22 protein-coding genes and 1 pseudogene are annotated in these 25,783 nt (G+C 65.3%); 11 read left to right on the top strand and 12 right to left on the bottom strand.

What is annotated here, in order from left to right; translation table 11 throughout:
• From WS75_RS11955 to WS75_RS11940, 4 genes are all read left to right on the top strand, one after another.
• Positions 1-1,728 (top strand): ABC transporter ATP-binding protein, encoded by a 1,728-nt coding sequence (locus tag WS75_RS11955; protein WP_059680659.1) that lies wholly within the window; start codon positions 1-3, stop codon positions 1,726-1,728.
• Positions 1,721-2,413, top strand: coding sequence for a subtilisin-like serine protease QhpE (gene qhpE / locus WS75_RS11950; protein WP_059680658.1), 693 nt, complete (start codon positions 1,721-1,723; stop codon positions 2,411-2,413). Before WS75_RS11955 ends, qhpE begins: the two co-directional genes overlap by 8 nt.
• Positions 2,410-3,735, top strand: coding sequence for a flavin-dependent monooxygenase QhpG (gene qhpG, locus WS75_RS11945; RefSeq protein ID WP_059680657.1), 1,326 nt, complete (start codon positions 2,410-2,412; stop codon positions 3,733-3,735). Before qhpE ends, qhpG begins: the two co-directional genes overlap by 4 nt.
• A 317-nt stretch (positions 3,736-4,052) precedes the next feature.
• Positions 4,053-5,192 carry a porin gene (locus tag WS75_RS11940; protein WP_059680656.1) on the top strand — a complete coding sequence of 380 codons (1,140 nt, stop codon included), beginning with the start codon at positions 4,053-4,055 and terminating at the stop codon, positions 5,190-5,192.
• Positions 5,193-5,239: 47 nt separating this feature from the next.
• Here the strand turns inward: WS75_RS11940 and WS75_RS11935 are convergent, their stop codons facing one another.
• The 3 genes from WS75_RS11935 to WS75_RS11925 form a co-directional block, all read right to left on the bottom strand.
• Positions 5,240-5,443 (bottom strand): DUF2970 domain-containing protein, encoded by a 204-nt coding sequence (locus tag WS75_RS11935; RefSeq protein ID WP_059680655.1) that lies wholly within the window; start codon positions 5,441-5,443, stop codon positions 5,240-5,242.
• 132 nt (positions 5,444-5,575) lie between these two features.
• Positions 5,576-7,639: a pyridoxamine 5'-phosphate oxidase family protein gene (locus tag WS75_RS11930; RefSeq protein ID WP_059680685.1), complete on the bottom strand. Its 2,064-nt coding sequence runs from the start codon at positions 7,637-7,639 to the stop codon at positions 5,576-5,578.
• A 31-nt stretch (positions 7,640-7,670) separates the two neighbouring features.
• On the bottom strand, positions 7,671-8,315 hold the full coding sequence (locus tag WS75_RS11925) for a glutathione S-transferase family protein (protein ID WP_059680654.1): 645 nt from the start codon (positions 8,313-8,315) through the stop codon (positions 7,671-7,673).
• 126 nt (positions 8,316-8,441) lie between these two features.
• On the opposite strand from WS75_RS11925, the gene WS75_RS11920 reads away from it, so the two are divergent.
• Entirely contained in the window at positions 8,442-9,386 is a 945-nt protein-coding gene (locus WS75_RS11920) for a LysR family transcriptional regulator (RefSeq protein ID WP_059680653.1), read from the top strand.
• 63 nt (positions 9,387-9,449) lie between these two features.
• On the opposite strand, the gene WS75_RS11915 is transcribed toward WS75_RS11920, so the two are convergent.
• The gene (locus WS75_RS11915; protein ID WP_059680652.1) at positions 9,450-10,106 is read right to left on the bottom strand and encodes a TetR/AcrR family transcriptional regulator; all 657 of its coding nucleotides are present in this window, start codon (positions 10,104-10,106) and stop codon (positions 9,450-9,452) included.
• 88 nt (positions 10,107-10,194) lie between these two features.
• On the opposite strand from WS75_RS11915, the gene WS75_RS11910 reads away from it, so the two are divergent.
• The 3 genes from WS75_RS11910 to WS75_RS11900 are packed head-to-tail and all read left to right on the top strand — an operon-like array spanning position 10,195 to position 13,650.
• A complete protein-coding gene (locus WS75_RS11910) occupies positions 10,195-11,097 on the top strand; it encodes an SDR family NAD(P)-dependent oxidoreductase (protein ID WP_059680651.1) in 903 nt (300 codons plus the stop codon).
• Positions 11,094-12,656, top strand: a complete 1,563-nt coding sequence (locus tag WS75_RS11905; RefSeq protein ID WP_059680650.1) for a flavin-containing monooxygenase — start codon at positions 11,094-11,096, stop codon at positions 12,654-12,656. The genes WS75_RS11910 and WS75_RS11905 overlap by 4 nt, the downstream gene beginning before the upstream one ends.
• A 7-nt stretch (positions 12,657-12,663) precedes the next feature.
• Positions 12,664-13,650, top strand: a complete 987-nt coding sequence (locus tag WS75_RS11900; protein WP_059680649.1) for an alpha/beta fold hydrolase — start codon at positions 12,664-12,666, stop codon at positions 13,648-13,650.
• Positions 13,651-13,690: 40 nt separating this feature from the next.
• On the opposite strand, the gene WS75_RS11895 is transcribed toward WS75_RS11900, so the two are convergent.
• Entirely contained in the window at positions 13,691-14,089 is a 399-nt protein-coding gene (locus WS75_RS11895; RefSeq protein WP_059601370.1) for a carboxymuconolactone decarboxylase family protein, read from the bottom strand.
• 370 nt (positions 14,090-14,459) lie between these two features.
• On the opposite strand from WS75_RS11895, the gene WS75_RS35195 reads away from it, so the two are divergent.
• Together WS75_RS35195 and WS75_RS11880 are read left to right on the top strand one after the other, a co-directional pair.
• Complete coding sequence (locus WS75_RS35195; RefSeq protein WP_082729572.1) at positions 14,460-16,706, top strand: collagen-like triple helix repeat-containing protein; 2,247 nt, start codon at positions 14,460-14,462, stop codon at positions 16,704-16,706.
• A 120-nt stretch (positions 16,707-16,826) separates the two neighbouring features.
• The gene (locus tag WS75_RS11880) at positions 16,827-18,110 is read left to right on the top strand and encodes an isoprenylcysteine carboxylmethyltransferase family protein (protein WP_059680646.1); all 1,284 of its coding nucleotides are present in this window, start codon (positions 16,827-16,829) and stop codon (positions 18,108-18,110) included.
• A 356-nt stretch (positions 18,111-18,466) separates the two neighbouring features.
• Here the strand turns inward: WS75_RS11880 and WS75_RS33515 are convergent, their stop codons facing one another.
• The 7 genes from WS75_RS33515 to WS75_RS11845 all read right to left on the bottom strand — a co-directional run bounded on the left by WS75_RS33515 (position 18,467) and on the right by WS75_RS11845 (position 25,098).
• Positions 18,467-19,429: a hypothetical protein gene (locus tag WS75_RS33515; protein WP_156429766.1), complete on the bottom strand. Its 963-nt coding sequence runs from the start codon at positions 19,427-19,429 to the stop codon at positions 18,467-18,469.
• A gap of 173 nt (positions 19,430-19,602) precedes the next feature.
• Positions 19,603-20,289, bottom strand: a complete 687-nt coding sequence (locus WS75_RS11870; protein WP_059680644.1) for a hypothetical protein — start codon at positions 20,287-20,289, stop codon at positions 19,603-19,605.
• Between the two features lie 88 nt (positions 20,290-20,377).
• Entirely contained in the window at positions 20,378-20,926 is a 549-nt protein-coding gene (locus WS75_RS11865) for a hypothetical protein (RefSeq protein WP_059680643.1), read from the bottom strand.
• Between the two features lie 82 nt (positions 20,927-21,008).
• Positions 21,009-21,479, bottom strand: coding sequence for a hypothetical protein (locus WS75_RS11860; RefSeq protein ID WP_059680642.1), 471 nt, complete (start codon positions 21,477-21,479; stop codon positions 21,009-21,011).
• Positions 21,476-22,165 (bottom strand): hypothetical protein, encoded by a 690-nt coding sequence (locus WS75_RS11855; RefSeq protein ID WP_059680641.1) that lies wholly within the window; start codon positions 22,163-22,165, stop codon positions 21,476-21,478. Before WS75_RS11855 ends, WS75_RS11860 begins: the two co-directional genes overlap by 4 nt.
• A gap of 31 nt (positions 22,166-22,196) precedes the next feature.
• On the bottom strand, positions 22,197-24,458 hold the full coding sequence (locus WS75_RS11850) for a TcfC E-set like domain-containing protein (protein ID WP_257129360.1): 2,262 nt from the start codon (positions 24,456-24,458) through the stop codon (positions 22,197-22,199).
• Positions 24,459-24,564: 106 nt separating this feature from the next.
• Positions 24,565-25,098 carry a fimbrial protein gene (locus tag WS75_RS11845; protein WP_257129359.1) on the bottom strand — a complete coding sequence of 178 codons (534 nt, stop codon included), beginning with the start codon at positions 25,096-25,098 and terminating at the stop codon, positions 24,565-24,567.
• Between the two features lie 285 nt (positions 25,099-25,383).
• On the opposite strand from WS75_RS11845, the pseudogene WS75_RS31960 reads away from it, so the two are divergent.
• A pseudogene (locus WS75_RS31960) lies at positions 25,384-25,674 on the top strand (helix-turn-helix domain-containing protein); the annotation flags it as partial.
• Between the last annotated feature and the right edge of the window lie 109 nt (positions 25,675-25,783).

The raw sequence follows: 25,783 nt of genomic DNA, 5'->3' as shown, positions 1-25,783 counted from the left end.
ATGCTGAAACTCGTCCTGCGTTTCGTGAAGACTGACGACCGCGCGCAGCTCGCGCGCGCGCTCGGCTGGCTGTACGGTTTCGTCCGGCCGCACCGGCTCGCGATCGCCGGGCTGCTCGCGCTGTCGGCCTGCGCGTCGCTGCTCGCGGTCGCGCAACCGTGGCTCACGAAGGAGCTGATCGACCGCGGGCTGGTCGGCAAGGATTTCCGGATGCTCGTCGCGATCGCATTCGCGATGGTGTTCGCGGGCTTCATCGGCACGCTGCTCGGCGGCATCAACCGCTACCTGCACACGCGGCTGTCCGGCCGCGTGCTGTTCTCGCTGCGCGGCGCCGTCTATGCGCACCTGCAGCGGCTGTCGCCGTCGTTCTACGGCCAGCGCCGCCTCGGCGACCTGCTGTCGCGCCTCGACGGCGACGTCGCCGAGATCCAGCGCTTCGCGCTCGACGCGCTGTTCTCCGCCGTGTCGAACGTGATCGGGCTGGTCGGCACGCTGGCGCTGCTCGTCATGCTGTCGTGGAAGCTGTCGCTGCTCGCGCTGCTGCTGATTCCGTTCGAGATTCTGTGGCTGCGCACGATGCGCCGCAAGGTCGAGCGCGATGCGCGCTCGGTGCGCGAAGGCGCGGCCGACGTGTCGTCGTTCCTCGTCGAGACGCTGCCCGCGATGAAGTTCATCCAGGCTGCCGGACGCCAGCGTGCGGAACAGGCGCGGCTCGACGGCCTCGGCGACCGCTACATGGAACGCCTGCTGAAGCTGCAGGTCACCGAGTTCATCACGCAATCGGTGCCCGGCACGCTGACGTCGGTGTCGCGCGCGGGTGCATTCATCGTCGGCGGCTACTGGGTAATCCGCGGCGACTGGCCGCTCGGCTCCCTGATCGCGTTCTCGAGCTATCTCGGGATGGCGATCGGCCCCGTGAAGAGCCTGCTCGGCCTCTACGTCGCGCTGCAGCGGATGACGGTCAGCCTCGGCCGCGTGATGGAACTGCAGCGCGCGCCGGTGGCCGTGCAGCCGCCAGCCAACGCGCGCGAACTGCCACCGCGCGGCGATCTCGAATTCGTCGACGTGTGGTTCGCGCACGACGAGCGCGCGCGGGCGGTGCTGCGCGGCGTCAGCGCGCGCGTGCCGGCCGGCAGCAAGGTCGCGCTGTCCGGACTGTCGGGCAGCGGGAAATCGACGCTGATCGACCTGATGCAGCGCTTCTACGACCCGCAGCGGGGCAGCGTGCGGATCGACGGCATCGACCTGCGCGACGTCGATCTCGACGCGCTGCGCCGCCACATCGCGGTCGTCAGCCAGGACATCGTGCTGTTTCGCGGCAGCCTCGCCGACAATATCCGCTACGCGGCGCCGTTCGCGACACACGACGACGTCGTGCATACCGCTCGCGCCGCGCAGCTCGACGAACTGATCGCAACGCTGCCGGGCGGCCTCGACGGTCCGGTCGGCGAACGCGGACAGCAACTGTCCGGCGGCCAGAAGCAGCGCATCGCGATCGCGCGCGCGCTGCTGCAGGCGCCGGCAATCCTCGTGCTCGACGAGGCGACGTCCGCCGTCGACGAAGCGACCGAGCGACAGGTCATCGCGCAGATCGACACGCTGTTCGGCGACCGCACGCGCATCCTCGTCAGCCACCGTGCATCGACGCTCGTCGGCGTCGACCTGCATTTCGAACTCGCGGACGGACGACTCGCACGACGCACGCACCGCGATGTGGCCCATGCCTGACGACCGGGCCGTGCGCGTCGGGATCGTCGACAGCGGCTATCCGCCGTCGCTGAGCGCACGCGTCGTCGACGCGCGGCGCTTCGCGTTCGACGATGCTTCGACGGTACAGGCGCGTGCGGTCGAACCCGATCGCGTCGGTCACGGCAGCGCGATCTGCACGACGCTCGCGGCCGCCGCGCCCGAAGCGGCCTTGGTCGTCGCGCAGGTGTTCGAGGCGCGCGGCGTGACGAGCGCCGCGCAGATCGCGCATGCAATCGACTGGTTGCTCACGCAACGTGTTCGTCTCATCAACCTGAGTCTCGGTGTGCGCGCCGATCGCGACACGCTGCGCGACGCATGCGCGGCAGCCGTCGCGCAACGCGTGACCGTCTTCGCTTCGAGCCCCGCGCAAGGCGCGCCGGTGTTTCCGGCGAGCTATCCCGGGATCGTGCGCGTCACGGGCGATGCGCGCTGCGCGCCGGGGCAATGGTCGTGGCTCGACAGCGCGCAGGCCGATTTCGGTGCGGTCGTGTCGAGCGGCGCACCGCGCGCGCCGGCCGGTGCGAGCATCGCGTGCGCGACGCTCAGCGGATATGCGGCGGACTGGTTCGCGCGGTATCCGGATGCCGACACGGCAGCGCTGCTCGCGCACCTGCGCGCGAATGCCGCGTACATCGGCGTCGAGCGACGCACCCAGGCATCGTGAGCCGTCCATCGATCGTCGTGCTCGGCGCGGGGCCGGCGGGCGCCGCCACCGCGCTCGGACTCGCGCGGCTCGGCTATCCGGTCACGATCGTCAGCGAATGGAGGCACTTCGACGCGGTGGAAGGCGTGTCCGATCGCGTGCTGCAAGGACTGCGTCATGCCGGGCTCGCGCACGCCGCCGCATGCGCATTGCCGCCTTGCGCGCGCACGACGCACTGGAACGGCGACACGCGCACGCTCAACCACGAACACCTGATCGACCGCGGCCGTTTCGACACGGCGCTGCGCCGCGATCTCGCCGATGCAGGCATTGCGGTGCGTGAAGCGACGATCCGCGCGGTGCAGGCCGACGGCGACGCGCATGCGATCCGCATCGACACGCCGGACGGTGAACGCACGCTGCACGCGGCGTTCGTCGTCGAGGCGCGCGGTCGCCTGGCACCGCGCACGCGCGACGCAATCCGCGGCCCGCAGACGCTCAGCCTCCTGAACGTGTGGCAAGGCACGCCCGGCGACGCGGCGTCGGCGATCGAGAGCTTGCCGGACGGCTGGGCGTGGATGGCACGCCTGCCCGACGGCCGCTGCTACTGGCAGGTGACGCTCGACGTCGCGACCACCACGCTGCCGCCGCGCGACGCGCTGCCCGCGTGGTGCGCGACGCTGCGGCAAACGCCGCTCGCGCGCGGCTTCTTCGGTGTGGGTGGCGCGGATACCGGCACCGATGCGCGCGTGTTCGCGCGCACCAGCAGCGCGACGCTGTCCGGCGACACCGGCGGCGCGAACTGGCTGCGCGTCGGCGACGCGGCGATGGCCGTCGATCCGCTCTCCGGCAACGGCATCTTCCAGTCGCTGTCGTCCGCGCTGCAGGCGCCGGCCGTCATCCATACGCTGCTCGCGCATCCCGAACGCGCGGCACTCGCGCTGCGCTTTCACGAACGGCGCATCAACGCACTGTTCATGCGCTTCGCGCGGATCGGCCGCGACTTCTATGCGCTCGACACGCAATGGGCCGACCGACCGTTCTGGCACGCGCGCCGCGCATGGCCCGACGATGCGCCGTCGCATCGTGCGCCCGATTTCGACGCGCTCGCGATCGAGCGGGCGCCCGTGATCGACGGCGACACCATCGCCGAAGCCGACGTCGTCACGAGCCCCGACCAGCCGCTCGGGATCTGGCATCTGCAAGGCATCCCGCTCGCGCCGATCGTCGCGGCGCTGCGCGAACGGCCGGTTGCGCAAGTACTCGCGGAATTCACGCCGCCGCAGGCCGCGCTGGTACGGCGCTGGCTCGAGACACAGGGTTATCCGTTCTTACGCGCGTGACACGCGCGCGCGCTCCCCTTCCTCCGTTCCCCCACGCCGCGACTCACGCATCACGGCATGCGCCTGTTCGCGCGCGCCATTCCATTTCGGCGCTCGTCTCAATCTGAGACGCAACATGCGACACGCGACGCGAGTTGCTACTCGACTTGCGCGCGATCACCCCGATTCGACGGCCACATCCCGATGAAATGGAACGCATCCGGCACATCGCGGTCTTGAAACGGGTGATGGCATGCCATCTGCTTATCGAAGGTCACGCGCCGCTCACGCCGCGCGCCGGACCATCGACCGTTTCATCTTTCGAGCCCGCATCCCACATGAAAAAAGCACGCTTCATCCTGTCTGCAGGATTCCTTATCGGTTGCGCGAACGCGCATGCACAAAGTTCCGTCCTGCTGTTCGGCGTCCTCGACGAGGGCATCAACTACACGAGCAATGTCGGCGGCAAGTCGTCATGGCAGATGGCGAGCGGCGATCTCTCGACGAGCCGCTGGGGCATCAAAGGCAACGAGGATCTCGGCGGCGGACTGCACGCGATCTTCGACCTGGAGAGCGGCTTCGCGGTCGAAAGCGGCCAGCTCGGCTACGGCGGCCGCCTGTTCGGCTTCCAGTCGTACGTCGGGCTGCAGTCGGACCGACTCGGCACACTGACGCTCGGCCGCCAGTTCGATAGCGTCTCCGACACGATCGGGCCGCTGACCGCCAACGGCAGCTGGGCGGGCTTTCTGTTCTCGCATCCGCTCGACAACGACAACACCGATGCGTCGTTCCACGCGAACAACGCGGTGAAGTACACGAGCCCCGCATTCGGCGGCTTTTCCGGCACGGTGATGTACGGACTGAGCAATCTGGCCGGCGGCTTCGCGCGGAACCGGATGCTTGGCGTCGGCCTGAACTACACGTACCAGACGTTGTCGGTCGCCGCGGTCTATGAAAACATGTCGAACCCCGGCACCACGACGGGCGGGGCGCTCACGCCGGACGACACGGATTTCGTCGCGGGCAACCAGAAGATCTACGGCATCGGCGTGAACTACGGAATCGGACCCGCGACGCTCGGCGCGGTCTACTCGCACGTGAACGTCGGCCAGCCCGATGCGTCGCTGTATGCAGGCAGCCTCGGTCTCGCGAATGCGCGGCTCACGTTCGACAACTTCGAAGTCAACGCGAAGTACAACGTCACGCCGGCCGTTCTCGTCGGCGGCATGTACACGTATACGCGCGGCGGGCTCGATCAGGCCGGCGCGAAGTCGTCGCTGCACTGGCACCAGTTCGGCGCGATGGCGCAGTACGTGCTGTCGAAGCGTACGTCGGTCTATACGCAGGTCGCGTATCAACGGGTCGGCGGCAGCGCGACCGGCACGCCGCTCGACGGCGGGCTCGTGCCCGGCTCGCCCGGTGCATCGTCGAACGGGCACCAGCTCGTCGCGCGCGTCGCGGTGAATCACACGTTCTGATCGGCGGTGTCGCGTGCCGCAACGGGAATGCGCGGCACGCGCGCCGCTCAGAACCCCTGCATCGTCACCGTCGGATCGACGACCAGGTGGACGACGCCGTAGATCACCGCGCCGACCAGCAGCGCGAGCAGGATCGCGACGAACGGCAGCAGCGTGAAGTTGACGTTCGCGAGATCGGACGCGTGCGCCTTGCTGTTGCGCACGCCGAAGAAACTCCACAGAACCAGGCGGATCATGCTGAACAGTTTCATGATGTTGCTCCTTTTCGCTATCGGTTGACGCTATCGTCGATCCGACAGGTCTCCGGAAAAAGAAGCAGATGCGCGCGGTTTTTGCGCAGCACGCGCCGTGCGACCGCGTGTCGCACGGTTGTCGCATGCACGTCAGCGGTCGAGCACGAGCGGCTCCGTGGCACCTTCGGCCGGCCGCGCGACGCACAGCAGCGCGCAGCCGGGTTCGACCGCCGCATCGGGCGGCTGCACGTAATCGACCGCACCGGACAGCACGCGCGTCGCGCACGTACCGCACGCCCCCGACCGGCATTCGGACGGCACCGCCACACCCTGGTCTTCAGCGAATTCGAGCAGCGTACCGTCCGCGGGCGTCCAGGCGGCGTCGCGCGCCGAGCGGCGGAACACGACGGGCGTGCTGGCCACCGCCGCCGCTGCCGTGCGGGCCACGCTGCGCACGACGCTCGACGGCCCGAACGCCTCGAAGCGGATCCGCTCGTCCGGCACGTTCAGCGCGCGCAATCCGTCGTACAAATCGCGCATGAACGCGGATGGCCCGCACAGGTAAAAGTCGTAATCGTCGAACGGCAGGATGCGCTTCAGTTGCGCGACATCGATGCGGCCTGGTCGCGCCGCGCCGTCGCGCTGCGGCCGGCTGTCGAACCAGTGCAGCGCGACGCGGGCGTCGGCGTCCGCGATGCGCGTCAGCTCCGTCGCGAACGGCCGGTCGGCCGTATCACGCGCGCCGTGCACGAACACCACGCGGCGCGACGGCGCGTCGTCGGCCAGCGCGCGGCGCAATATCGCGATCATCGGCGTGATGCCGATGCCGGCCGACACCAGCACGGCCGGACGCGGGCTCGCAACGTCGAACGTGAAGCGGCCGCGCGGCATCTGCGCGTCGAGCGTCATCCCGGCGCGCGCATGGTCGTGCAGCCAGGCCGATACACGTCCTTCGCGCTTCACGGTGATCCGGTAATGCGACGCACCGGGCGCATCGGACAGCGTGTAGCTGCGGATCGTCGGTGCATCGCCGTCCGGCAACGCGACGCGCAGCGTCAGATGCTGACCGGCTTCGTAGGCCGGCAACGCGCCGCCATCCGCCGGTTCGAAATGAAACGAGCGGATCGCGCGCGCTTCGTCGACGATCTGCGCGATGCGCAGCGGGCGCCAGGTGGCGGGCGATGCGGATGCAGAAGCCGATGCCGACGATGAGACAGACGCCGCCACCGCCCCGCCCGCGCTCGCCGCCATCCCCGCAAACTGCGGCGCCCGCTCGACCGCCGACCACCGGAACGGCAGCACGCCGCGCGTGCGCCGCACTTCCCGCACATGAAACCGCACGACCCGCTGCGCGCCGTCGAACGACGCGACGAGCGGCCCGTCCCACACGATCTCCGCCCGCGCGGCGACATACAGCAGGTCGCCGCTGTCGAAGTCGACGAACAGCAGCCCCGCGCGCGGATCGTGCTGGAGGTTGCCGAGCGTGTTGAAGAAGCGATTGCCGCTGAAATCGGGCGTCGTCAGTGTGTGCGCGTCGTCGACGCGCACGAAGCCCGGCATGCCGCCGCGATGCGACACGTCCGCGCCGCGCGCGGCGCCCGCACCGGCAGACGTGTTCGCACTCGCGACGAAGAACGTATCGGCCTGCGCGAGCAGCGTGCGGTCCGCATCCGTCAGCCGGTCCGACACGTCGGCCTCGCCGCGCGCATCGCCTTCGCGCGCCACGAACGTCGGCTTGCGTCCCTGAATGTACTTCGCACAGTTGCCGAAGCTCTGCTCGACCGCGATCGTCAGCGCACCGCCGTCTACCGCGCGCACGATGCCGTTCACGCGATTGCGCCGGCGCGTGTCGAACTCGATCCCGAGCCCGCCGAGCGGCGCGCCCGGCTGCCACGCGCCCGCCAGCGGATCGCCGGGCAGCGCGTCGCCGTCGATGCGCAGCGTGCGCGCGTCCGGCGCCGTAACGAAGCCCGGCATCCCGACCCGCAGCGTCGCCCACGGCTGCCCGCCCTCATCGACGCCGCCGAGCACGAAGAACGGCAGTTGCGCAAAGAACGTCCGGTGCTGGTCCGGCATGAAGCGGCGAATCCCGCGCCGGCCGGCCGTGCCCGCGGCCTCCGTCACGCCCGCACGCTGCTGCACGGCAAGTTCGCCCGCATGAAACGGCGCAACGTCGAGTTCCCAGCCCGGCACGGCGGCGGTCGGCGTGGTCATCGCGTTCTCCCGGTAACGACGCAGCTTCGCGTCAGGCGGCAAGCAGGCCGGCGCGGGTCGGCGGCATCGCGACGAAACCCGGCAGCGCCTCGACGCGGGCGAGCCAAGCGCGCACGTGCGGATACGGTTCCAGCGACACGCCGCCTTCCGGCGCGTGCGCGATGTACGTGTAGGCGGCAATGTCGGCGATCGTCGGCTGCGCGCCCGCGGCGAACGGCTTGCCGGCGAGTTCGCCGTCGATCACCGCGAGTACCTTCGCGGCCGTGCGCTTGGCGGCGTCGTGATCGAGCGGCGCGCTGAACACGGTGACGAGCCGCGCGGCGGCCGGCCCGGACGCGATCGGCCCGGCCGCGTATGACAGCCAGCGCTGCACGGTCGCCGCGCCGGCGGCATCGTCGGGCAGCCAGTGCGCGTCGCCGTAGCGCTTCGCGAGATAGACGAGGATCGCATTCGAATCGGCGAGCACGGTGCCGTCGTCGTCGATCACCGGCACCTGGCCGAGCGGATTGAGCGCGAGGAACGCGGGTTCGCGCTGCGCGCCGGCCGCGAGGTCGACGTCGATCGTCTCGAACGGCAACCCGAGCAGCGACAGGAACAGCCGGACGCGATGCGCGTGCCCCGACAACGTAAACGAATAGACACGAACCGGACGGGCGGGCTTGCTGGCGGCGGACATGGAAAGGCTCCTGGATCTCGCGCCGCCGGGAATCGGCGACGAACGGCCCCAGCGTAGCGCTCGCCGTTCACGTCCAGAAGACGGATAATCGCTGAAACATTATCCGCTCTCATAGGACAATCGACGATGGCCGATCTGCGCGACGTGAACCTGAACCGGCTGGCGATCTTCGTCGCGGTGGTCGATGCCGGCTCGCTGACGGCCGCGGCCGAGCGGCTCGGTCTCGCGAAGACGGTCGTCAGCACGCACATGCAGCGGCTCGAATCCGAGGTCGGCGCGAACCTGCTGGTGCGCACCACGCGGCGGCTGAGCGTGACCGATGCGGGGCGCGCGTTCTACGATGCGTGCCGCGACATCGTGCGCGCGACCGAAAGCGCGCTCGACGCGGTGTCGTCCGACACGGGGCCGCTGCGCGGCACGCTGCGGGTGAGCGTGCCGATCGACTATGGCTCGCTGGTCGTCGCGCCGGCCATCGTCGCGCTGCGCGACGCGCATCCGGGCCTCGACGTCGAGCTGATCGCGAACGACCGCATCGTCGATCTGGTCGCGGACAATCTCGACGTCGCGATCCGCATCGGCCGCCTCGCGGATTCGAACTATCGCGCGGTGCAGCTCGGCGAGTACGAGAAGTGGCTGGTCGCGAGCCCCGCGTTCGTCGCGCGGCACGGCCTGCCGCGCGATCCGGACGCGCTCGCCGCGCTGCCGTTCGTGATGCTGTCGACGCTGTCGCGCCCGCATACGCTCGAACTTCACGACGCGAGCGGCGGCCACGCGTCGGTGCGCTGCATCGCGCCGGTCGTGTCGAACACGGCGACGGCCTGCCGTGCAATCGCGCTCGCGGGCGGCGGCTTCGGCCTCCTGACGGATTTCTCGATCGCGGAGGACGTCGCGGCCGGCCGGCTCGTCCGGCTGCTGCCCGCATGGCGCTCGGCGCCGGCCGGGATTCACGCGGTGTATCCGTCGACGCGGTTGCCTTCGCCGAAGGTGCGTGCGTTCATCGATGCGATGAAGGCGAGGATCGGGGACGCGCGATGTGCGATGGCGGCACGATCGAAACGCTCGAGGGGGTGACGCGTCGGATGGCTTTGCGACGCAACCGGATGCGAATCGCGCACGTCCGTTCGTCGCCGCATCCTAGCCCGCTTCCCGCAACGTCCCCAGCAGCACCTTCCTGCAACTCGCGACCATCTGCGCCTCCGGGTCGCGATAGCCGGTGAGCAGCCACGCCGCGCCGACGTTCGTCATCGCGCCGACCAGCGCGAGCCCGACCAGCCGCTGCTCGGTGCGCTCGGCGGGCGTCACGGCCTCGCCCGTCGCGCCGATCGCCATGATCAGCTTGCCGAAGTCGATCAGCATCCGCTGATACGTCATGTCGGTGTCCGCGCTCACGCCCATCACCTCGAGCAGCAGCACGCGCGCCGCGCACGGGTCGCGCAGGAATCCGAAGAATGCGGCGAGCCCCGCGTCGATGCGCTCGCGCAAATCGCCGCCGCGCTCGGCCACCGCCCGCTCGACCGCGTCGTGCAACTGCTGCGCGTGATGCAGGTAGGTGCAGCGCAGCAGATCCTCGGTGCTGTCGAACGCCGCATAGAAATAGCGGTCGTTGAGCTTCGCTTCCTGGCAGATCGACCGCACGGTCGCCTTGCGGAAACCGACCGTGCCGAACACGTGCGTCGCCGCGCGGATCAGCGCATCGCGCCGCTCGGCCGCCCGCACCTCGGGCGCCACGCCGCCGTATGCCCGGCCCCGTTTTTCCGTTTCGAGTGCTTTCTCCATTTCGCTATTTGACATCAGGACACCCGAAAACTAAAGTGGTGACGAACAACACCACAATAAGCGCGCCGCCGACGCAGCGCAAGCGGAACGGGAGGAACGACGGATGAAGGGTTTTTCCGGCAAGGTCGCCGCGATCACGGGCGCCGGTTCGGGCATGGGCCGCAGCCTCGCGATCGAGCTCGCGCGGCGCGGCTGCGACGTCGCGCTCGCCGACGTCAACGAGGTCGGGCTCGCCGGCACGGCGGCAGCGTGCGCGACGCACGGCGTGCGCACGAGCACGCATCGGCTCGACGTCGCCGATCGCGATGCGGTGTTCGCGTGGGCCGATTTCGTGCGCGCCGAACACGGCAAGGTCAACCTGATCTTCAACAACGCGGGTGTGTCGCTGGCCGCGAGCGCGGAGACCGCGCGCATCGCCGATCTCGAATGGATCGTCGGCATCAACTTCTGGGGTGTCGTGCACGGCACGCAGGCGTTCCTGCCGCATCTGCGCGCGTCGGGCGACGGGCACGTGATCAACACGTCGAGCCTGTTCGGGCTCGTCGCGATGCCGACGCAAAGCGCGTACAACGCGACCAAGTTCGCCGTGCGCGGCTTCACCGAGGCGCTGCGGATGGAGCTCGAACTCGACGGCGCGCCGGTCAGCGCGACCTGCGTGCATCCGGGCGGCGTCGCGACCAACATCGTCGACGCGAGCCGTGTCGACACCAGCATCCGCGCGCTCACGGGCCAGGACGAAGCAACCCACCGCCGTCAGGCGAATCGCCTGATCAACGCGACGACGGCCGACGATGCCGCTCGGCAGATCCTCGCCGGCGTCGAGCGCAACGCGCGCCGCGTGCTGGTCGGCGCCGATGCCCGCCACCTCGACAAGCTCGCACGCCTGCTCGGCGCCGGCTACCAGCGGCTGGTGCTGCGCCACGTGCGCCGTGCCCGCGCACGCAATCTCGGCCGCACGCATGCACCGGCCGCGCTCCCGACCACGCCAACCAAGGATGCCGCATGACCTCGACGACGACCGACCGGCGCGACGCGCCGTCCGCCTGCGGCGACAGCCGCGACCTCGACGTGCTGATCGTCGGCGCCGGCCTCTCCGGCATCGGTGCCGCCTATCACCTGAAGCAGCGCTGCCCGTATGCGAGCGTGGCGATCGTCGAGGCGCGCGATGCGATCGGCGGCACCTGGGATCTGTTCCGCTATCCCGGCGTCCGTTCGGATTCCGACATGTTCACGCTCGGCTACAGCTTCCGCCCGTGGCACAGCGACAAGGCGATCTCGGACGGCCAGACGATCCTCGACTACATCCGCGACACCGCGCGCGCGCACGGCATCGACAAGATGATCCGCTACGGCCAGAAGGTGGTCGCGGCCGACTGGGATTCGAATCGCGCACGCTGGACGGTACGCATCGAGCGCACGCGCGACGGCGCGGTCGACACGCTCGCCTACACGTGCCGCTTCCTCTATATGTGCAGCGGCTATTACGACTACGACGGCGGCTACCTGCCCGACTGGGCCGGCATGGACTCGTTCGAAGGCCGAATCGTGCATCCGCAGCAATGGCCGAAGGACCTGTCGTATGCAAACCGGCGCGTCGTCGTGATCGGCAGCGGCGCGACGGCCGTCACGCTGGTGCCGTCGATGGCGGCCGATGCGAAACACGTGACGATGCTGCAGCGCTCGCCGACCTACATCGTGTCGCTGCCTGCGCGCGACAAGATCGCGAACGCGTTGCGCCGCGTGCTGCCGTCAAGGCTCGCGCACCGGATCGTGCGCATGAAGAACGTACTGCTGACGATGTACCTGTACAACGTGTCGCGCCGCAAGCCCGAGCAGACCAAACGGTTCATCATCCGCGCGGCCGGTAAGCAGCTCGGCCCCGACTTCGACGTCGCGAAGCATCTGACGCCGCGCTACATGCCGTGGGACCAGCGCGTGTGCCTCGTGCCGAACGGCGACCTGTTCAAGTCGATCCGTGCGGGCCGCGCCTCGATCGTCACCGACGAGATCGAGCGCTTCACGCCGACCGGCCTGAAGCTGAAGAGCGGCCAGCAGCTCGACGCGGACGTGATCGTCACCGCGACCGGGCTGAAGGTGAAGATGCTCGGCGGCGCGCGCGTCACGGTCGACGGCCGCGCGGTCGATCTGCCGCAGACCGTGTCGTATAAGGGAATGATGTACAGCGACGTGCCGAACCTCGCGTCGTCGTTCGGCTACACGAACGCGTCGTGGACGCTGAAGGCCGAGCTGATCTCGCGCTACGTGTGCCGGCTGCTCAACCACATGCGCGCGAACGGCTACGACACCTGCGTGCCGCGGCTCGGCGCCGGCGACCTCGGCGACGTGCCGGCCGTGAACCTGAGCTCGGGCTACATCCAGCGCGCGGCCGGCATCCTGCCGAAGCAGGGGCATCGCAAGCCCTGGAAATTCCATCAGAACTACGTGCTCGATCTGGCGTCGCTGAAGTTCAGCGGACTCGCCGATTCGGCGATGCAGTTCGAACGCCGCGCGAAAGCCGGCCCGGCCGCCGTGCCGGTTGCCGAACCCGTACTCGAATCCCGTTGAGGCCGACATGACCCATACGCTCCACCTGATCCAGAACGTGCTGCTCGGCGTCGTCGCGGTGCTCGCCGCGCTTGCGCTGTTTTCCGGCTACGTCGCGCGCCGCGTGACGCGCGCGTTTCCGCCCGAAGGCCGCTTCGTCGACATCGGCGGCGACCACATCCATTACGTCGAATACGGCAGCGGCCCGCCGCTCGTGTTCGTGCACGGGCTCGCCGGGCAGTGGCGCAACTTCGCGTACCTGCCGCTCACGCGGCTCGCGCAGCACCATCGCGTGATCCTCATCGACCGGCCCGGCGCCGGCCGCTCGCTGCGCGGCGCCAGCTCGCAGGCGAACGTGTTCGCGCAGGCCCGCACGGTCGCCGCGTTCATCGACGCGCTGAAGCTCGACCGGCCCGTGCTCGTCGGCCACTCGCTCGGCGGCGCGATCGCGCTCGCGGTCGGGCTCAACCATCCGGAGCGCGTCAGCCGGCTCGCGCTGATCGCGCCGCTGTCGCACGAGCAGACCGAGCCGCCGGCGCCGTTCAAGCCGCTGATGCTGCCGTCGCCGCTGGTGCGCCGCTTCGCGTCGTGGACCTTCGCGATCCCGCTGACGATCCTGACCGGCCGCAAGGCCGTGAGCCAGGTGTTCGCGCCGGAAGCCGTGCCGCGCGACTTCCCGGTGAAGGGCGGCGGATTGCTCGGGCTGCGGCCGCACGTGTTCTACGCGACGGCGACGGACCTGCTGTCGGCGCCCGTCGACCTCCCTGCGATGGAGCGCCGCTACGCGGACCTCTCGTTGCCGGTCGACGTGCTGTATGGCCGCGCCGATCCGATCCTGAACTGGCGAACGCACGGCGAAGCGCTGGCGCAGAAGTCGACGCGCGTGCGGCTGAAGGTCGTCGAAGGCGGGCACATGCTGCCGGTCACGATTCCGGACGCGACGGCCGACTGGCTGCTCGAAGTCGCCGCCGCGCCGGCCGAGGCGCCGACGCAAGGCGCGCACGTCGAGCATTGATCGTCGGCGGGCCTGACGGCCGGGATGCGCCGTGTGCCGGTCAGGCTTCGTCGTCGGGCAGCGACAGCCCGAGTTCCGTCATGACCTCGCGCGCGCTGCGGAACGCCTCGACCGCCGCCGGCGCGCCCGCGTACAGCGCGCTATGCAGCAGCACTTCGCGAATCTCGACGAGGCTCGCACCGTTGTTGAGGGCGCCACGCACGTGGCCCTTCAGCTCCGTGCTGCGGCCGAGCGCGGCCAGCATCGCGCAGGTACAGAGGCTGCGCGTCTTCAGGTCGATCCCGCCGCGCTGCCACGTACTGCCCCACGCGTGCTCGTTCAGCCAGTTCTGCAACGGACGCGAAAAACCGTCGAGGTCGCGCATCGCACGCTCGACGAACGCCTCGCCCATCACCTCGGTGCGGCGCGCCTTGCCCTGCTCCCTGTCCTGTTCGCTCATGTCGTGTCCCTGTCTTGAGTCGTGGCCGCTTCGGCGTCGCCCGCGGCCGGGTTGATTCACGTCATGTTCCCGGCGCACGGGCGTTTCGTCAAAGACGCCGGCCTCGGGTCGCGGCCGGCCACGTCACACACGGAACGCCGGGTCGAACGCTACGTAACATCCGGCCCGGCGTTACGGTTCCTTACGGGAACATCACGGCGAGCGCATCGGCACGTCCGGCGTCTCCGTCTCGCGAAACCGCCATTCCTCCGTTTAAATCGCGCCGATATTCCCTTTTCCCACAACAATGCGCTGACGCATTTCGCAAATGCTGTCATGGCGCGGAATTTGCAGTAATGGCCCGGACACAACTTCCAATGTCGAGGCCACCATGCACCATTACTTGAAGAAGACGGCGGTATCGCTGGCCGTCCTGTCGCTGCTCACACTGTACGGCTGCGGCTCGGTCGACGGGCCGGTCACACCGTCGATCAAGCCGAGCACGTCGGGTACGTCCGGCGGTGGTTCCTCTGGTACCTCGGGCAGCTCGGGTACGTCGGGTACTTCCGGTACGTCGGGCAGCTCCGGCACGTCGGGCACTTCCGGCACGTCGGGTACCTCCGGTACGTCGGGTACTTCCGGTACGTCGGGTACCTCCGGTACGTCGGGCACTTCCGGTACGTCGGGCACCTCCGGCACGTCGGGTACTTCCGGTACGTCGGGTACCTCCGGTACGTCGGGTACCTCCGGTACGTCGGGCACTTCCGGTACGTCGGGCACTTCCGGTACGTCGGGTACTTCCGGTACGTCGGGTACTTCCGGCACGTCGGGTACTTCCGGCACCTCGGGTACTTCCGGCACGTCGGGCACCTCCGGCACGTCGGGCACCTCCGGCACGTCGGGCACCTCCGGTACGTCGGGTACCTCCGGTACGTCGGGCACTTCCGGTACGTCGGGCACTTCCGGTACGTCGGGCACTTCCGGTACGTCGGGCACCTCCGGTACTTCGGGCACCTCCGGCACGTCGGGCACCTCCGGCACGTCGGGCACTTCCGGTACGTCGGGTACTTCCGGCACCTCGGGCACCTCCGGTACGTCGGGTACTTCCGGCACCTCGGGCACCTCCGGTACGTCGGGTACTTCTGGCACCTCGGGCACTTCCGGTACGTCGGGTACTTCTGGCACCTCGGGCACCTCCGGTACGTCAGGCACCTCCGGTACGTCAGGCACCTCCGGTACGTCGGGCACCTCCGGCACGTCGGGCACCTCCGGTACCTCCGGCACCAACGTCACCCCGCTCGGCAACGTCCTCCAACAAACCGGCACGCTCGTCACGGCACTCGGCACGACGGTCGCGAACGGCGGTTCGCAGATCGGCGGCGTGAAAGTTCCGGGCACGAATCCGGCGACGGCCACCAGCATCGGCAACGCGGTCACCAGCCTTGGCAACGGCGTGCAGTCGCTCGGCAACGGCGTCGCGGCCGGCCTCGGCTCGATCGGCGTGTCGCCGAACCCGCTCGGCCCGACGCTCACGTCGACCACCGGCCTGCTGACCGGCGCCGGCGGCGCGGTCAACAGCCTCGGCAACGCAGTGACGAGCCTCGGCACCGGCCCGCTGTCGCCGCTCGCGCCGGCCACGACCCTGGTCGGCAGCCTCGTCAACACGGTCGGCACGGCCGTCAACTCGACCGCATCGGCGTTGAACACGGCGCTGAACAGCGCGCCGGTCCAGCAACTCGAGACGCAGCTCGGCAGCGTGATCAACCCGATCACGAACACGCTGACCGGCGGCGTGACGACGCCTGGCGCGACGCAGACGCTCGGCGGCGCCACCATGCTCGGCGCCCCGCTCAGCGGCCTGCTGAGCACGCTCGGCAGCGGCCTCGGCCTCGCCGGTTCGCAGGTCGGCAGCACGACCGGCAACCCGGTCGGCACGAGCGCCGGCAACAGCGTGTCACAGCTCGGCAACACCGTGTCATCGGCCGGCGGCCTGTTGTCCGGCGGCAGCGGCAGCTCCAGCAGCGGGACCTCCAGCAGCGGCACCAATCCGCTCGCGCCGATCACGGGCCTGCTCGGTTCGCTGACGGGTGCGCTCGGCGGCGGCAGCAGCTCGAGCGGTTCGGGTGGCACCAGCGGCACGAGCGGCACCAGCGGCGGCCCGCTCGCGCCGATCACCGGCCTGCTCGGCACGGTGACGGGCGCGCTCGGCGGCCTCGGTTCGAGCGGCACGGGCGGTACCAGCGGTACCAGCGGCACCAGCGGCTCGGGCGTCGGCGGTCTGCTCGCGCCGATCACCGGCCTCGTCAACTCGCTGACGCCGCTCGGCGCAAGCCTCACCGGTACGGTCACGACGCCGGGCGGCAGCCTGACCGGCAACCTCGGCGGTGCGTTGACGAGCGGCCCGGTCGGCACGCTGACGGGGTCGCTGACCTCTGCAGCCGGCACGCTCGGCGCAGTCGGCACGGCCAGCCCGAGCGGCGCGGCGGGCACGGCGACGACGCCGGCCGGCAGCGGCACCGTCACGGCCGGCCTGACCGGCAGTTCGAACGGCGGTAGCACGGCTGGCGCGACCAACCTGCTGGCGCCGGTGACGAACCTGCTCGGCGGTCTGCTCGGCGGCACCACCCCCAAGAAGTAACGCTTCACGTATCAGAACCACAGGCCAATGGCCGGGCAGATACCAAATCAAAGCCCGGCCGATGGCCGGCGTCACCCGCCAAGCGGGGGCGCCGGCCGTCATCCCCACGAGGATCCGATCATGAACTCCACCATCGACGGCATCGCCGCGGTCCAGGACCGCCCGCCCCGTTCCGCCACGCCATTCCGCGCGGGCCTGCTCGGCATCGCCGCCGGCCTGTTCGCGCTGTGGACAACGCGCGACCAGCCGGGCCTCGACGCGGCCACCCGCGCGGTCATCGCGAGCCTCGCGATCATCGGCACGATCGCGCTGCACGAAATCTTCATCTCGCGCGTCTACCTGCGCCCGAGCGCGGGACTGTCGCGGCAGGCCGTGCGCCCGCTCGGGCTCGCCCGCGTCGCGACGCGGCTCGGCGCGCTGACGTCGATCTACGCAGGCATCGGCGTCATCTACTGGCTCCTGCCCGAATATCACGGCGCGTTCTACCTGCCGTTCTGGTCGCTGCTGCGCTCGCTCGCGCCGTACGTGATCGTCGCCGCGCCGTTCTACTTCGCGTGGATGGATCGCCACCAGCGCGAAACCGACGACGCGTACCTGCTGTGGGGCCGCTTCCTGTTCCGCCACGAGCAGCCCGCGAGCTGGCAGCCCGTACGCGAGATGCTCGCCGGCTGGGGCGTGAAGGCGTTCTTCCTGCCGCTGATGACCGTCTACCTGTCGAAGGACGCCGATCACCTGAGCGCGTCGCTCGCGCACGCCGTGAACGCGCCGATGACGATCGCGACCTTCGTGTTCCTGTACGACCTGTCGTTCACGATGGACCTGATGTTCGGCACGGTCGGCTACCTGTGCACGTTCCGCATCCTCGACAGCCACGTGCGCACCGTCGAGCCGACCACGCTCGGCTGGGTCGCCGCGCTGATGTGCTACCAGCCGTTCTGGTCGCTGATCTCGAACAACTACATCCGTTACGAAGGTTCGCTGTTCTGGGACAATTGGCTGCTGTCCGCGCCGACGCTGCGCGTGATCTGGGGGGCGGTGATCATCCTGCTGCTGATGACCTATGCGCTATCGACGATCTCGTTCGGATTGCGGTTCTCGAACCTCACGAACCGCGGGATCATCACGTCCGGCCCGTACCGCTTCACGAAGCATCCCGCATACATCACGAAGAACCTGTCGTACTGGATGGTGTCGGTGCCGTTCGTCGAGCCGCTCGGCTGGCAGGTCGGGCTGATGCACTGCGCGGGGCTCGTCGCGGTCAACCTGATCTACTACACGCGGGCGAAGACGGAGGAGCGGCATTTGATGCGCGATCCTGACTATCGCGCGTATGCTGAGTGGATCGCGCAGCATGGGCTGTTCGCGCGGATCAGGCAGGCGTTCGGGGGGCGGCGGGCTGGGTGAGGCGGTCTCATGATCAGCGGTTCGATGAGCGCCTCGATCATGGAAGCCCGGCGGAACGCGTGCGAAAAATAGAGGGGATTTCGCACGTGTTCGTATGCAGATACACCTGAAGCCGAACGGCGACGCGCAAGCTTACGCGTCGCCGATTTTTATTGCGTCATACGCACAACGTACAGGCTAGGGAAGTTTGCGGCGGCCACCAGACTGTAGTTCGACCGGTTCGATTAAATCGAGCCCATGATGGCGGGCTTGCAGGTGACAGCCCCGCCCGAGACCTCCGCCATTTCAACGTCGAGCACCACGAGCGATCGAGCCTCGATTTAATCAACTCACCCAACGACCGTTACGACTGGCATTCACGTTTTGGTAACGACCGTAAACGTCAGCACATCTGTGTAGGTACCGGGCTCCACGTTCTCGTCGACCATCGTTGTGAAGGTCGGTACGAAGCAGGTCCTGCCGGAGCTGTCCAGCGATATCGCTTCATTGCCGACGTTGGGTAACTGTATCGGTATGCCCGACATTCCACCACTCAACGTGATGCTGTATGGCACCCGCTGCGACGGGTCGGCCGAATTTTGAAGCTGATACCGATTGCCGATCGCGCCGTTGGAGCCGGTTGCGGAGACGACGAACTTCTTGCCATTGACTGCTGTTCCGGCATACGTGATGCAAAGCTGATCCGAAATATTCGACAAAATCTTCTCACTCGTCCCGCGCGACAGTTCACCGAGATTCCAGTCGGGTGCGTTCATCGATATCTCGATCGGCACCGGGGGTGGGACGGTGGGGTTCGAAATCACTGTGCAGTTCGAGGTGGTACCGACTCGATGGACATAGACGCCGCCTTTCAAGTCGACGAACTCCATATTGACGTCCGGCGCGAAAGTGCCACCTTGAATTGTAATTGCGGGCCAGTCGGTAAGCTGCGCGGAGTCAATCGAAACCGTGAAAGTCGCCGTATGGACTTTGGGGTTTAGCCAGGCGTTATTAGTTCTTGACGTGAAGCCAGTATACTTCGCGTGATAAAGCACCGCTTCCCCTGGCGAACCATCCTTGCTTGCGGTTATAGTGTCCCGGCCGAAAGGCGCAGGGGTTCCGTTTTTGTCGTATCGATAGACATAAATCGCACGCGATCGAGGAGCAGTACCGGCAAATTCGCCGATAAAATTTATATCCACTGATACCTGAGTAGAACTCCCCAAATCAACCCATCTACAGTTTGAATAAGCGCCCACGGATGTGGTCTGCTGTTGCCCGTAAGATAATAGAGGAAATAATGAAAATGACGACAATATGATTGAGATTAAATATTTCATGGGCGTTCAGTATTTGATCTATCACCCCCTTGCCGATCGCCGTCAAACATGAAAACCTTGACGACTGCGAGAGGGAAACCATGGCTGGAATTTGGCGGTTATCGCACTTTTATATATTCAATAATTTTAAAGAATATCTTATCGAGCGACCCACGCTGAAAACCCCGCGGAACCTAATGACTCAATTGATTGCTGACGCTATCGTTAAACTGACACACAGGCTGCCCGGGAATCTCGACAGCATTCCCGGGCACAGGCAGCGGAACGCCCGGATAAACATTGAAGGGTTCGATGACACGGCCGTTCACTTTTGCATCGTTCACCGTATACCGCACGTTTCCGGTGCTGATAAGGCGCGCCCCGCGTTCGTCGCATGTAACCTTCAATGCCTTGTGTTGACTCGCAGGTAACTGCCGCACCAGGCCGCTAAAACCCAGGTTGACGATAACCGCTCCAACAGCATGCGTTTTCTGCTCGCCGAGCGCTGCGATTACCGGGTTAACATTCAGCCGATACACCGTTTCCGTGTCGACCGGACGCATCGGTTTGAGCATGATCGTTTTCGCTTGCCCAGGCGCCAAGGTCAGTTTTGACGGAGAAACAAAAAGCATGGGGCTCTCCATGTCCCCCACCTGCTCCAATTTTTCGTCGCGTAACGGAACACCAGGGTTGAGAAGGTGAGCCAACGAAATCGACACGTATTCGGGACGATTTCCATTGTTGATTATTTGTGCGGTTTCGCCGTCGTTGCCGACGATTATTTCCTTCGGCATCAGGTCTATCGCGGCGAAGGTCACGGCGGGGGCAAGCCAACCAGCGATCAGGACCACAACCAGAGCTCGGTGAATGCGCAATTTCATGTATCGATCTCAGTGGAGTTAGATTGCCTGACAATTACCATGCGCCACGAGTAACGCATTTCAGTCTCCGACATGCGATCAACGAGAATCATGGCGCCACCACAACCGGTTCGAAAGTCAGTGATAACGTTCCAGTGTAGGTGCCGGCAGTGCTCCGGAAATCCCCTGCCGGTGGATAAGCAGAAACAGCAAGGTTGTAATACCCTTCCGAGTCGATATTGGGGGACGGCGCAGCCGGATTCTGAAACTCGACACTCCGGTCGACGGCGAGCAGTTTCAGGCCTGCTCCTTCCTCGCCCATACTGATGGTCGGCTTCTGGAACACGACGCTCGGCTTTTCCTGATTGACAATCTGCAATGGCTGATCCATACGGACCTGGAATCGACCAGTAGTCGATACGACGCGTAGCCGCGCCTGCGCCTCGTACGGTGATTCCCAACCTCCGAACTGCTGCATCTCGATTCCTTGCGCGAACCATCCTCCCTTGTCGTCCGTCACGTCCAACACGTTTCTCTTAACCACTTTCGCCGTGACGTTGCTCTGCGTTTTCCCCGTGAGGGACACTTCTTGCGCCGATACGGCCACCGGCAAACACATCAGTACGGCCAATACGGCACTTGTCCACTGTTTTCTCATTTCACCTCCTGAAACCTTGTAGCGACCGTAGAAATTCCGAGAGCGCAGCCGAGTGTCAAATCGAGGCTCGCCCGCAATATCGCTAGGACATTGCACCTTTCTGATAAATCACCAGGCCGTAACCGACGCTGACAAATAGCGGGGTAGGTAGGTCGTTTCCCGATTTGGCATCGATCACGACGCGCTCTTTGGGACGGAACGTCACTCGCCACACCAGTGTCCGAGCGGGTATGCCAAGCGCCTTCAGTACCATCCGATATTTCTGCCCAGGTGCCAGTACGAGTTTGCTAGGCAGAACCAGCAGACTAGGTTTCCTTACTTCGGTAACGGGTACCAATTGCTCCGGCGTGTTTCCCGGATTCGTCAGCAAGTGCTGCTCGACATTCAAGTACAGTGGGGCATCTCCAATGTTCTCGACGTACAACTCATTAATCGGTTTACCTGGCTCGAGCGTCAATTCGGTACGCGATAGCTTAAGTACGGCGGCTGCCATGCTGGACGTGCAACCCAGGCTTACCAGGACGCCAAGTACCAGAGGCATCCAGATTTTCATTGCGCGCATTCCAGCGTCTGCGGTTTGTCATCGAAGCGCAGCGTCATCCGCTTGGTTGCAAAATGCTGTGGCGTACCCGGGAACACTGCAACGGTTTGCGCTGATTGTGCCTTGTCGTACGAGACATCCGTGAAAACCTGGCGCACGTTACCGGTGTTCACGAGCGTGATGCCGTTGTCTTCGCAACGATGGGTCCAGCCGCTAGTCTGCTTGCCCGGTGGCGGCATGTGCCGCACGAGCACGCCATAGCCGACCGATACCGACATCGGAGCACTGATCTTGTCGGTGGGCGCGCCACTCACCGTCAGCGACCGGACCGGAACGATATACAGGCGATACAGTTCTTCCTCCTGCGGTTCGACCAGCGACTTAAGCGAAATCGATCGTGTCTGGTTGCTCCCGAGCGTCAACTTGTCCGGGCTCGCAAGCATGCCCGGATGCTTCAGATCGCCGAGATCGATCTTCTTTTCCGGCGTGGTGCCGGGATTCGTCACCTTTTGCAGACTGATCGCCAGATAGAGCGGCGCATCGCCCATATTCCTGACCGTGACGCGCTGGTCGTGGCTGCTGAATACCTTGACCGTCGCCGGCATCACCATCAGTTCGCCCTCGGCGCGAGCTGTTGGGATCAATGCGAAAAGAAGTCCGCACAGAATCGGTATCGCGAGTTTCAATTTCGATGTCATATCAGTGTTTCCTTCATTTCCGAATGTTTGCCTATTCGCAGCGGTAGTAATTGCCTTTCTCGACCTTCAGGTCACACGTGTACCGATCCCCGCTGCCTTCGACTGTGATAGTGGAAAGAACCGTCTTGCTGACAAGCGAGAATAGTCCGTTCGGATGCACCGTATCGCCTGTTTCAACGATCTTCCCGCTGACGGGCTTGCCAGACGCATCCGTCAGGAAGCCGCCATAAATCATGTTGACGTCGACCTTCGCCGTCGCCGAATACACTTGCCCCGGATGCGCGCGAACGATGTTCGCGGGCACTTCGATGTTCATGTCGAGTTTCTCGCTATTACTCAGCACGCGGGCAAACGGGACGTCCTGATACGCGTTGATAGGCACCGCGTAGGTGCTGCCACCGCCAACTGGATTGCCTTCCACGTTGAACCCGTAATTCATGCCGGCGAGTTTCGGCGTCCTGAGCAGGATTGCACTTCCGCTCGAGCTGTATCGGCCGAACGCGACGCCCTTCGGGCTGACGGCTACCATTCCGCGATAGTTGAAGTCCATGTTCGTTCCCGCGGAGCTTTGTCCGAGGTTCAGCGACGCGTCTCCGCGCGTTCCGGAGCGGCTGCCATACAGATTGACGCCGTACTCGTTGTTCACGCGGTTCGCCGACATCCCGACCGTCGATGTGCCGAAACCATCCACGAAGTCCTTGCGGACATCCCCGCTGAGTTGCGTTTGCCCACCAGAATGCGCGGCGTTGAAGCTCGCCTGAACGCGATCCAGCGTCATGGTCATGTTGAAATACACGCCATATCCGCTATTGTTCCGCTGAAAGCCGCCTTTCTGAACGCCGAGCGCGAACGTACTCCACAAGCCATTCGGCCGATAATTCCAACGCACTTCGGCCTGATGCGATTCGCCTGAATTCGACTTGTGATAGTTGTAACCGAACGCCATGCGACGGAAGTTTCGGCTAAAGGTCACCGCGGTGCTCGGCTGGCCGTCGTAGAAGCGCGAAATGCCGGTGTTCTGATAGCGGCTGAGCGTCAGGGTACCCAGCTCTTCGCTCGCCATCGAGATATTGATGTAACCGCCCGTACTGCGCTCGCCAGTCAGAATCCCGAGCGTTGGCGCAATTTCGACCTCGCCTACTCGAGTGGGGCGAGTCACGTTGACCTCGGCCGCCCACTTACCGCCTTTGCCCGCCAACATCGATGCGTTCAGGTAGAACTTCTTGAGGTTTCGACTCATCGCCGCCTCAAGCAGATAGCCGCCGTCCTGCATGTCCTTGCCGGCTGTCAGGTGCCACGCATTACCACCATTACCCGTGAAGTTGAGGTTATTGACCTCGCGTGTTTCACGACTGATCAGATTCCCGTTCCGGTCGACGAGCCGAACCTCTACCGAGTAATAGCCACCCGGCAGGTCAACAAAGCTGATCTGATTTCGACCAAGTACTGCCGGCCGCTTCAGGATCAGGCGTCCGTTGCGGTAAAACTCGTAGCTCCCCTCCGCACTTGCGTAAAGTATGAGCGATCCGGCATCGCTACCGACTTGCAGGTGAGCCTGGCTGCCGACCGTCACGAACTGGTCGAAGCTAGGCGACAGCATCGTGCTGACCGACCCGGCCGCGTAGTCAATGCTGTTCTGCTTACCCATCCGCACGTACGTATCTGAGAAATTCTTCTGCAGGTAGTACGACGATACCCCTCGCGAGCTGCTGCCGACGTTGTGCGCGTCGGTGCGGCTTGCATACCAGCTCATGTAGCCGAAGCTCTGAAACGGCAGGCCGACCCACGTGTTCCCGTTCAAGTTGACCGCGCGATAGCCGTCCGACGCTGCGCGCAAGTCAAGCGACTGGTTGTTGACCAGACCAAGGCCAGTCTCCGGTGCAATGTAGTCTTCGCTCGCATCACGGATTGAAATCGACCGCTTCAACTTGTCGACCGTCACGTGATAACTATCGATATCTAGATCGCATCCCTTGGTGCACAACTTGTAGTCGAGTTTCGAGAGGATACTCCGGAGGATATTCACATCCTCTTGTGAGATGCCATTCTCTTCGTACTTGAGCGCATCGAATACGAGTGAATTTTCGTCCCGGGAATAGCTGACGAAGCCGGGAAGTGTGCGCCCGTTGAACGTCGCCACATAGCTCGCGCTGTCGTCAAGCTCAGCCGCGCTGAATCCCTCCGGAACACCGTACGATATATCAAGCTTCGCAAATGAGTACGACGAAGCAAAAATCAACGCACCCAACCACAGCTTGTTGAATCGAAAAGGAGGAGAGAAATCGGCGGACACGCTGAATATTCTATGAGTAAGGTGGATGAGTTGACACGGCCCCTGCTTTGACATGACACCTGCAAGGAAGCCCCATTCGTGACCCTGGGGCTCCCATTGCGATAAGTTACTGACCGGATTCGGCGCCCGATGCGGCAACCGGCTCGAACACCATGACGAGATCGCCGCTGTAGCTGCCGTTGGTGCTGATGCCGTTGAGCTCCGTCGGCGCCTCGACGTCGATCTTCAGGTTGTGGATTTCGTCGAAACCGCCGTTACCGGCAACCGTCTGAGTGATCTTTTGAACGACCCCGAATTCGACCTTCGATTCACCTGCCTGGCTGGACAGCGTGACCTGCGGATTCTTCATTTCGTAGGTGGCGCTCGACATCTTCAGCGGCTGGGCCAGCGAAACGTTGAAGTCGGCGTTCTTCGACCAGACGCGGACCGGCAACGTCTTCGTGAATTTCGCCTGCGTATAGTCGGTGGCGTCGAGTTCCTCGGTGCTGTACCAAGTCGAACCGTCCGGCTTCGAAACGAAGATCGCGTCGTTGATTTGTGCCGTCAGCGTGATCTTCTTCGACACCGAGTCAGCCTGTGCCACATTGGCCATTCCGAACAGCACCGCGGTCATACCCAGCGTAAGAGCGACTTTTTTCATTATCGATTCCTTATCTTTTATAAAAAGAAGTTGACAATTAATTTAGAGACAACCGATGGATCGACGCAGACAAGCGTTGCGGCGATCCGGTTGACGAACGCCGATGCGGGCTAGCACATATCCGCAAAGGAGAATTGATTGTTTCATCCAGCGGCAGGAATGAACATAAGAACCGTCCTAAATGTGGTCGGTTAGAAAGAATCTGACCGTGGTCGGTTTTTCATGGTGGCGTGGAGGGTGCGGCCCTCAGCGTCGATGCGCGCCTCAAACAGTAAGGAATCCGACATGAATCGGTGGCGGAAGGATATTCGCGTCAAGGTCGGCATACTCGATGTGGCCGGGCAACCCGGTAACGTCAGCTAGGCCTGTCGCGTAATGGGTTACTCGCGCGACAGCTTCTACCGATTCAAGGAACCGTACGATCGAGGCGAAGTAGCTGCGCTGCAGGAGATTTCCCACCGCCGGCCGCTGCCCAAGAATCGCGTGGACCCTCAGGTCGAGGCCGCCGTTGTCGAACTCGCCCTCGAATTGCCGGCCTACAGTCAGGTGCGTATGGCCAACGAGGTCATCAAACGACGTGCTCTGCCCGTGTAACCTCAAGGTATCCATAAGAGACGGTTTCAAAATGGCCCCTTGGGGCTGTTAACTTTCGCGACGAGCTGTTAACCTCAGGCATCGGAACAAC

Origin of the sequence: Burkholderia sp. FL-7-2-10-S1-D7 (genome assembly GCF_001524185.1) — a bacterium.
GTDB lineage: Bacteria > Pseudomonadota > Gammaproteobacteria > Burkholderiales > Burkholderiaceae > Burkholderia > Burkholderia diffusa.
This window is presented reverse-complemented; position numbering and strand designations above follow the sequence as displayed.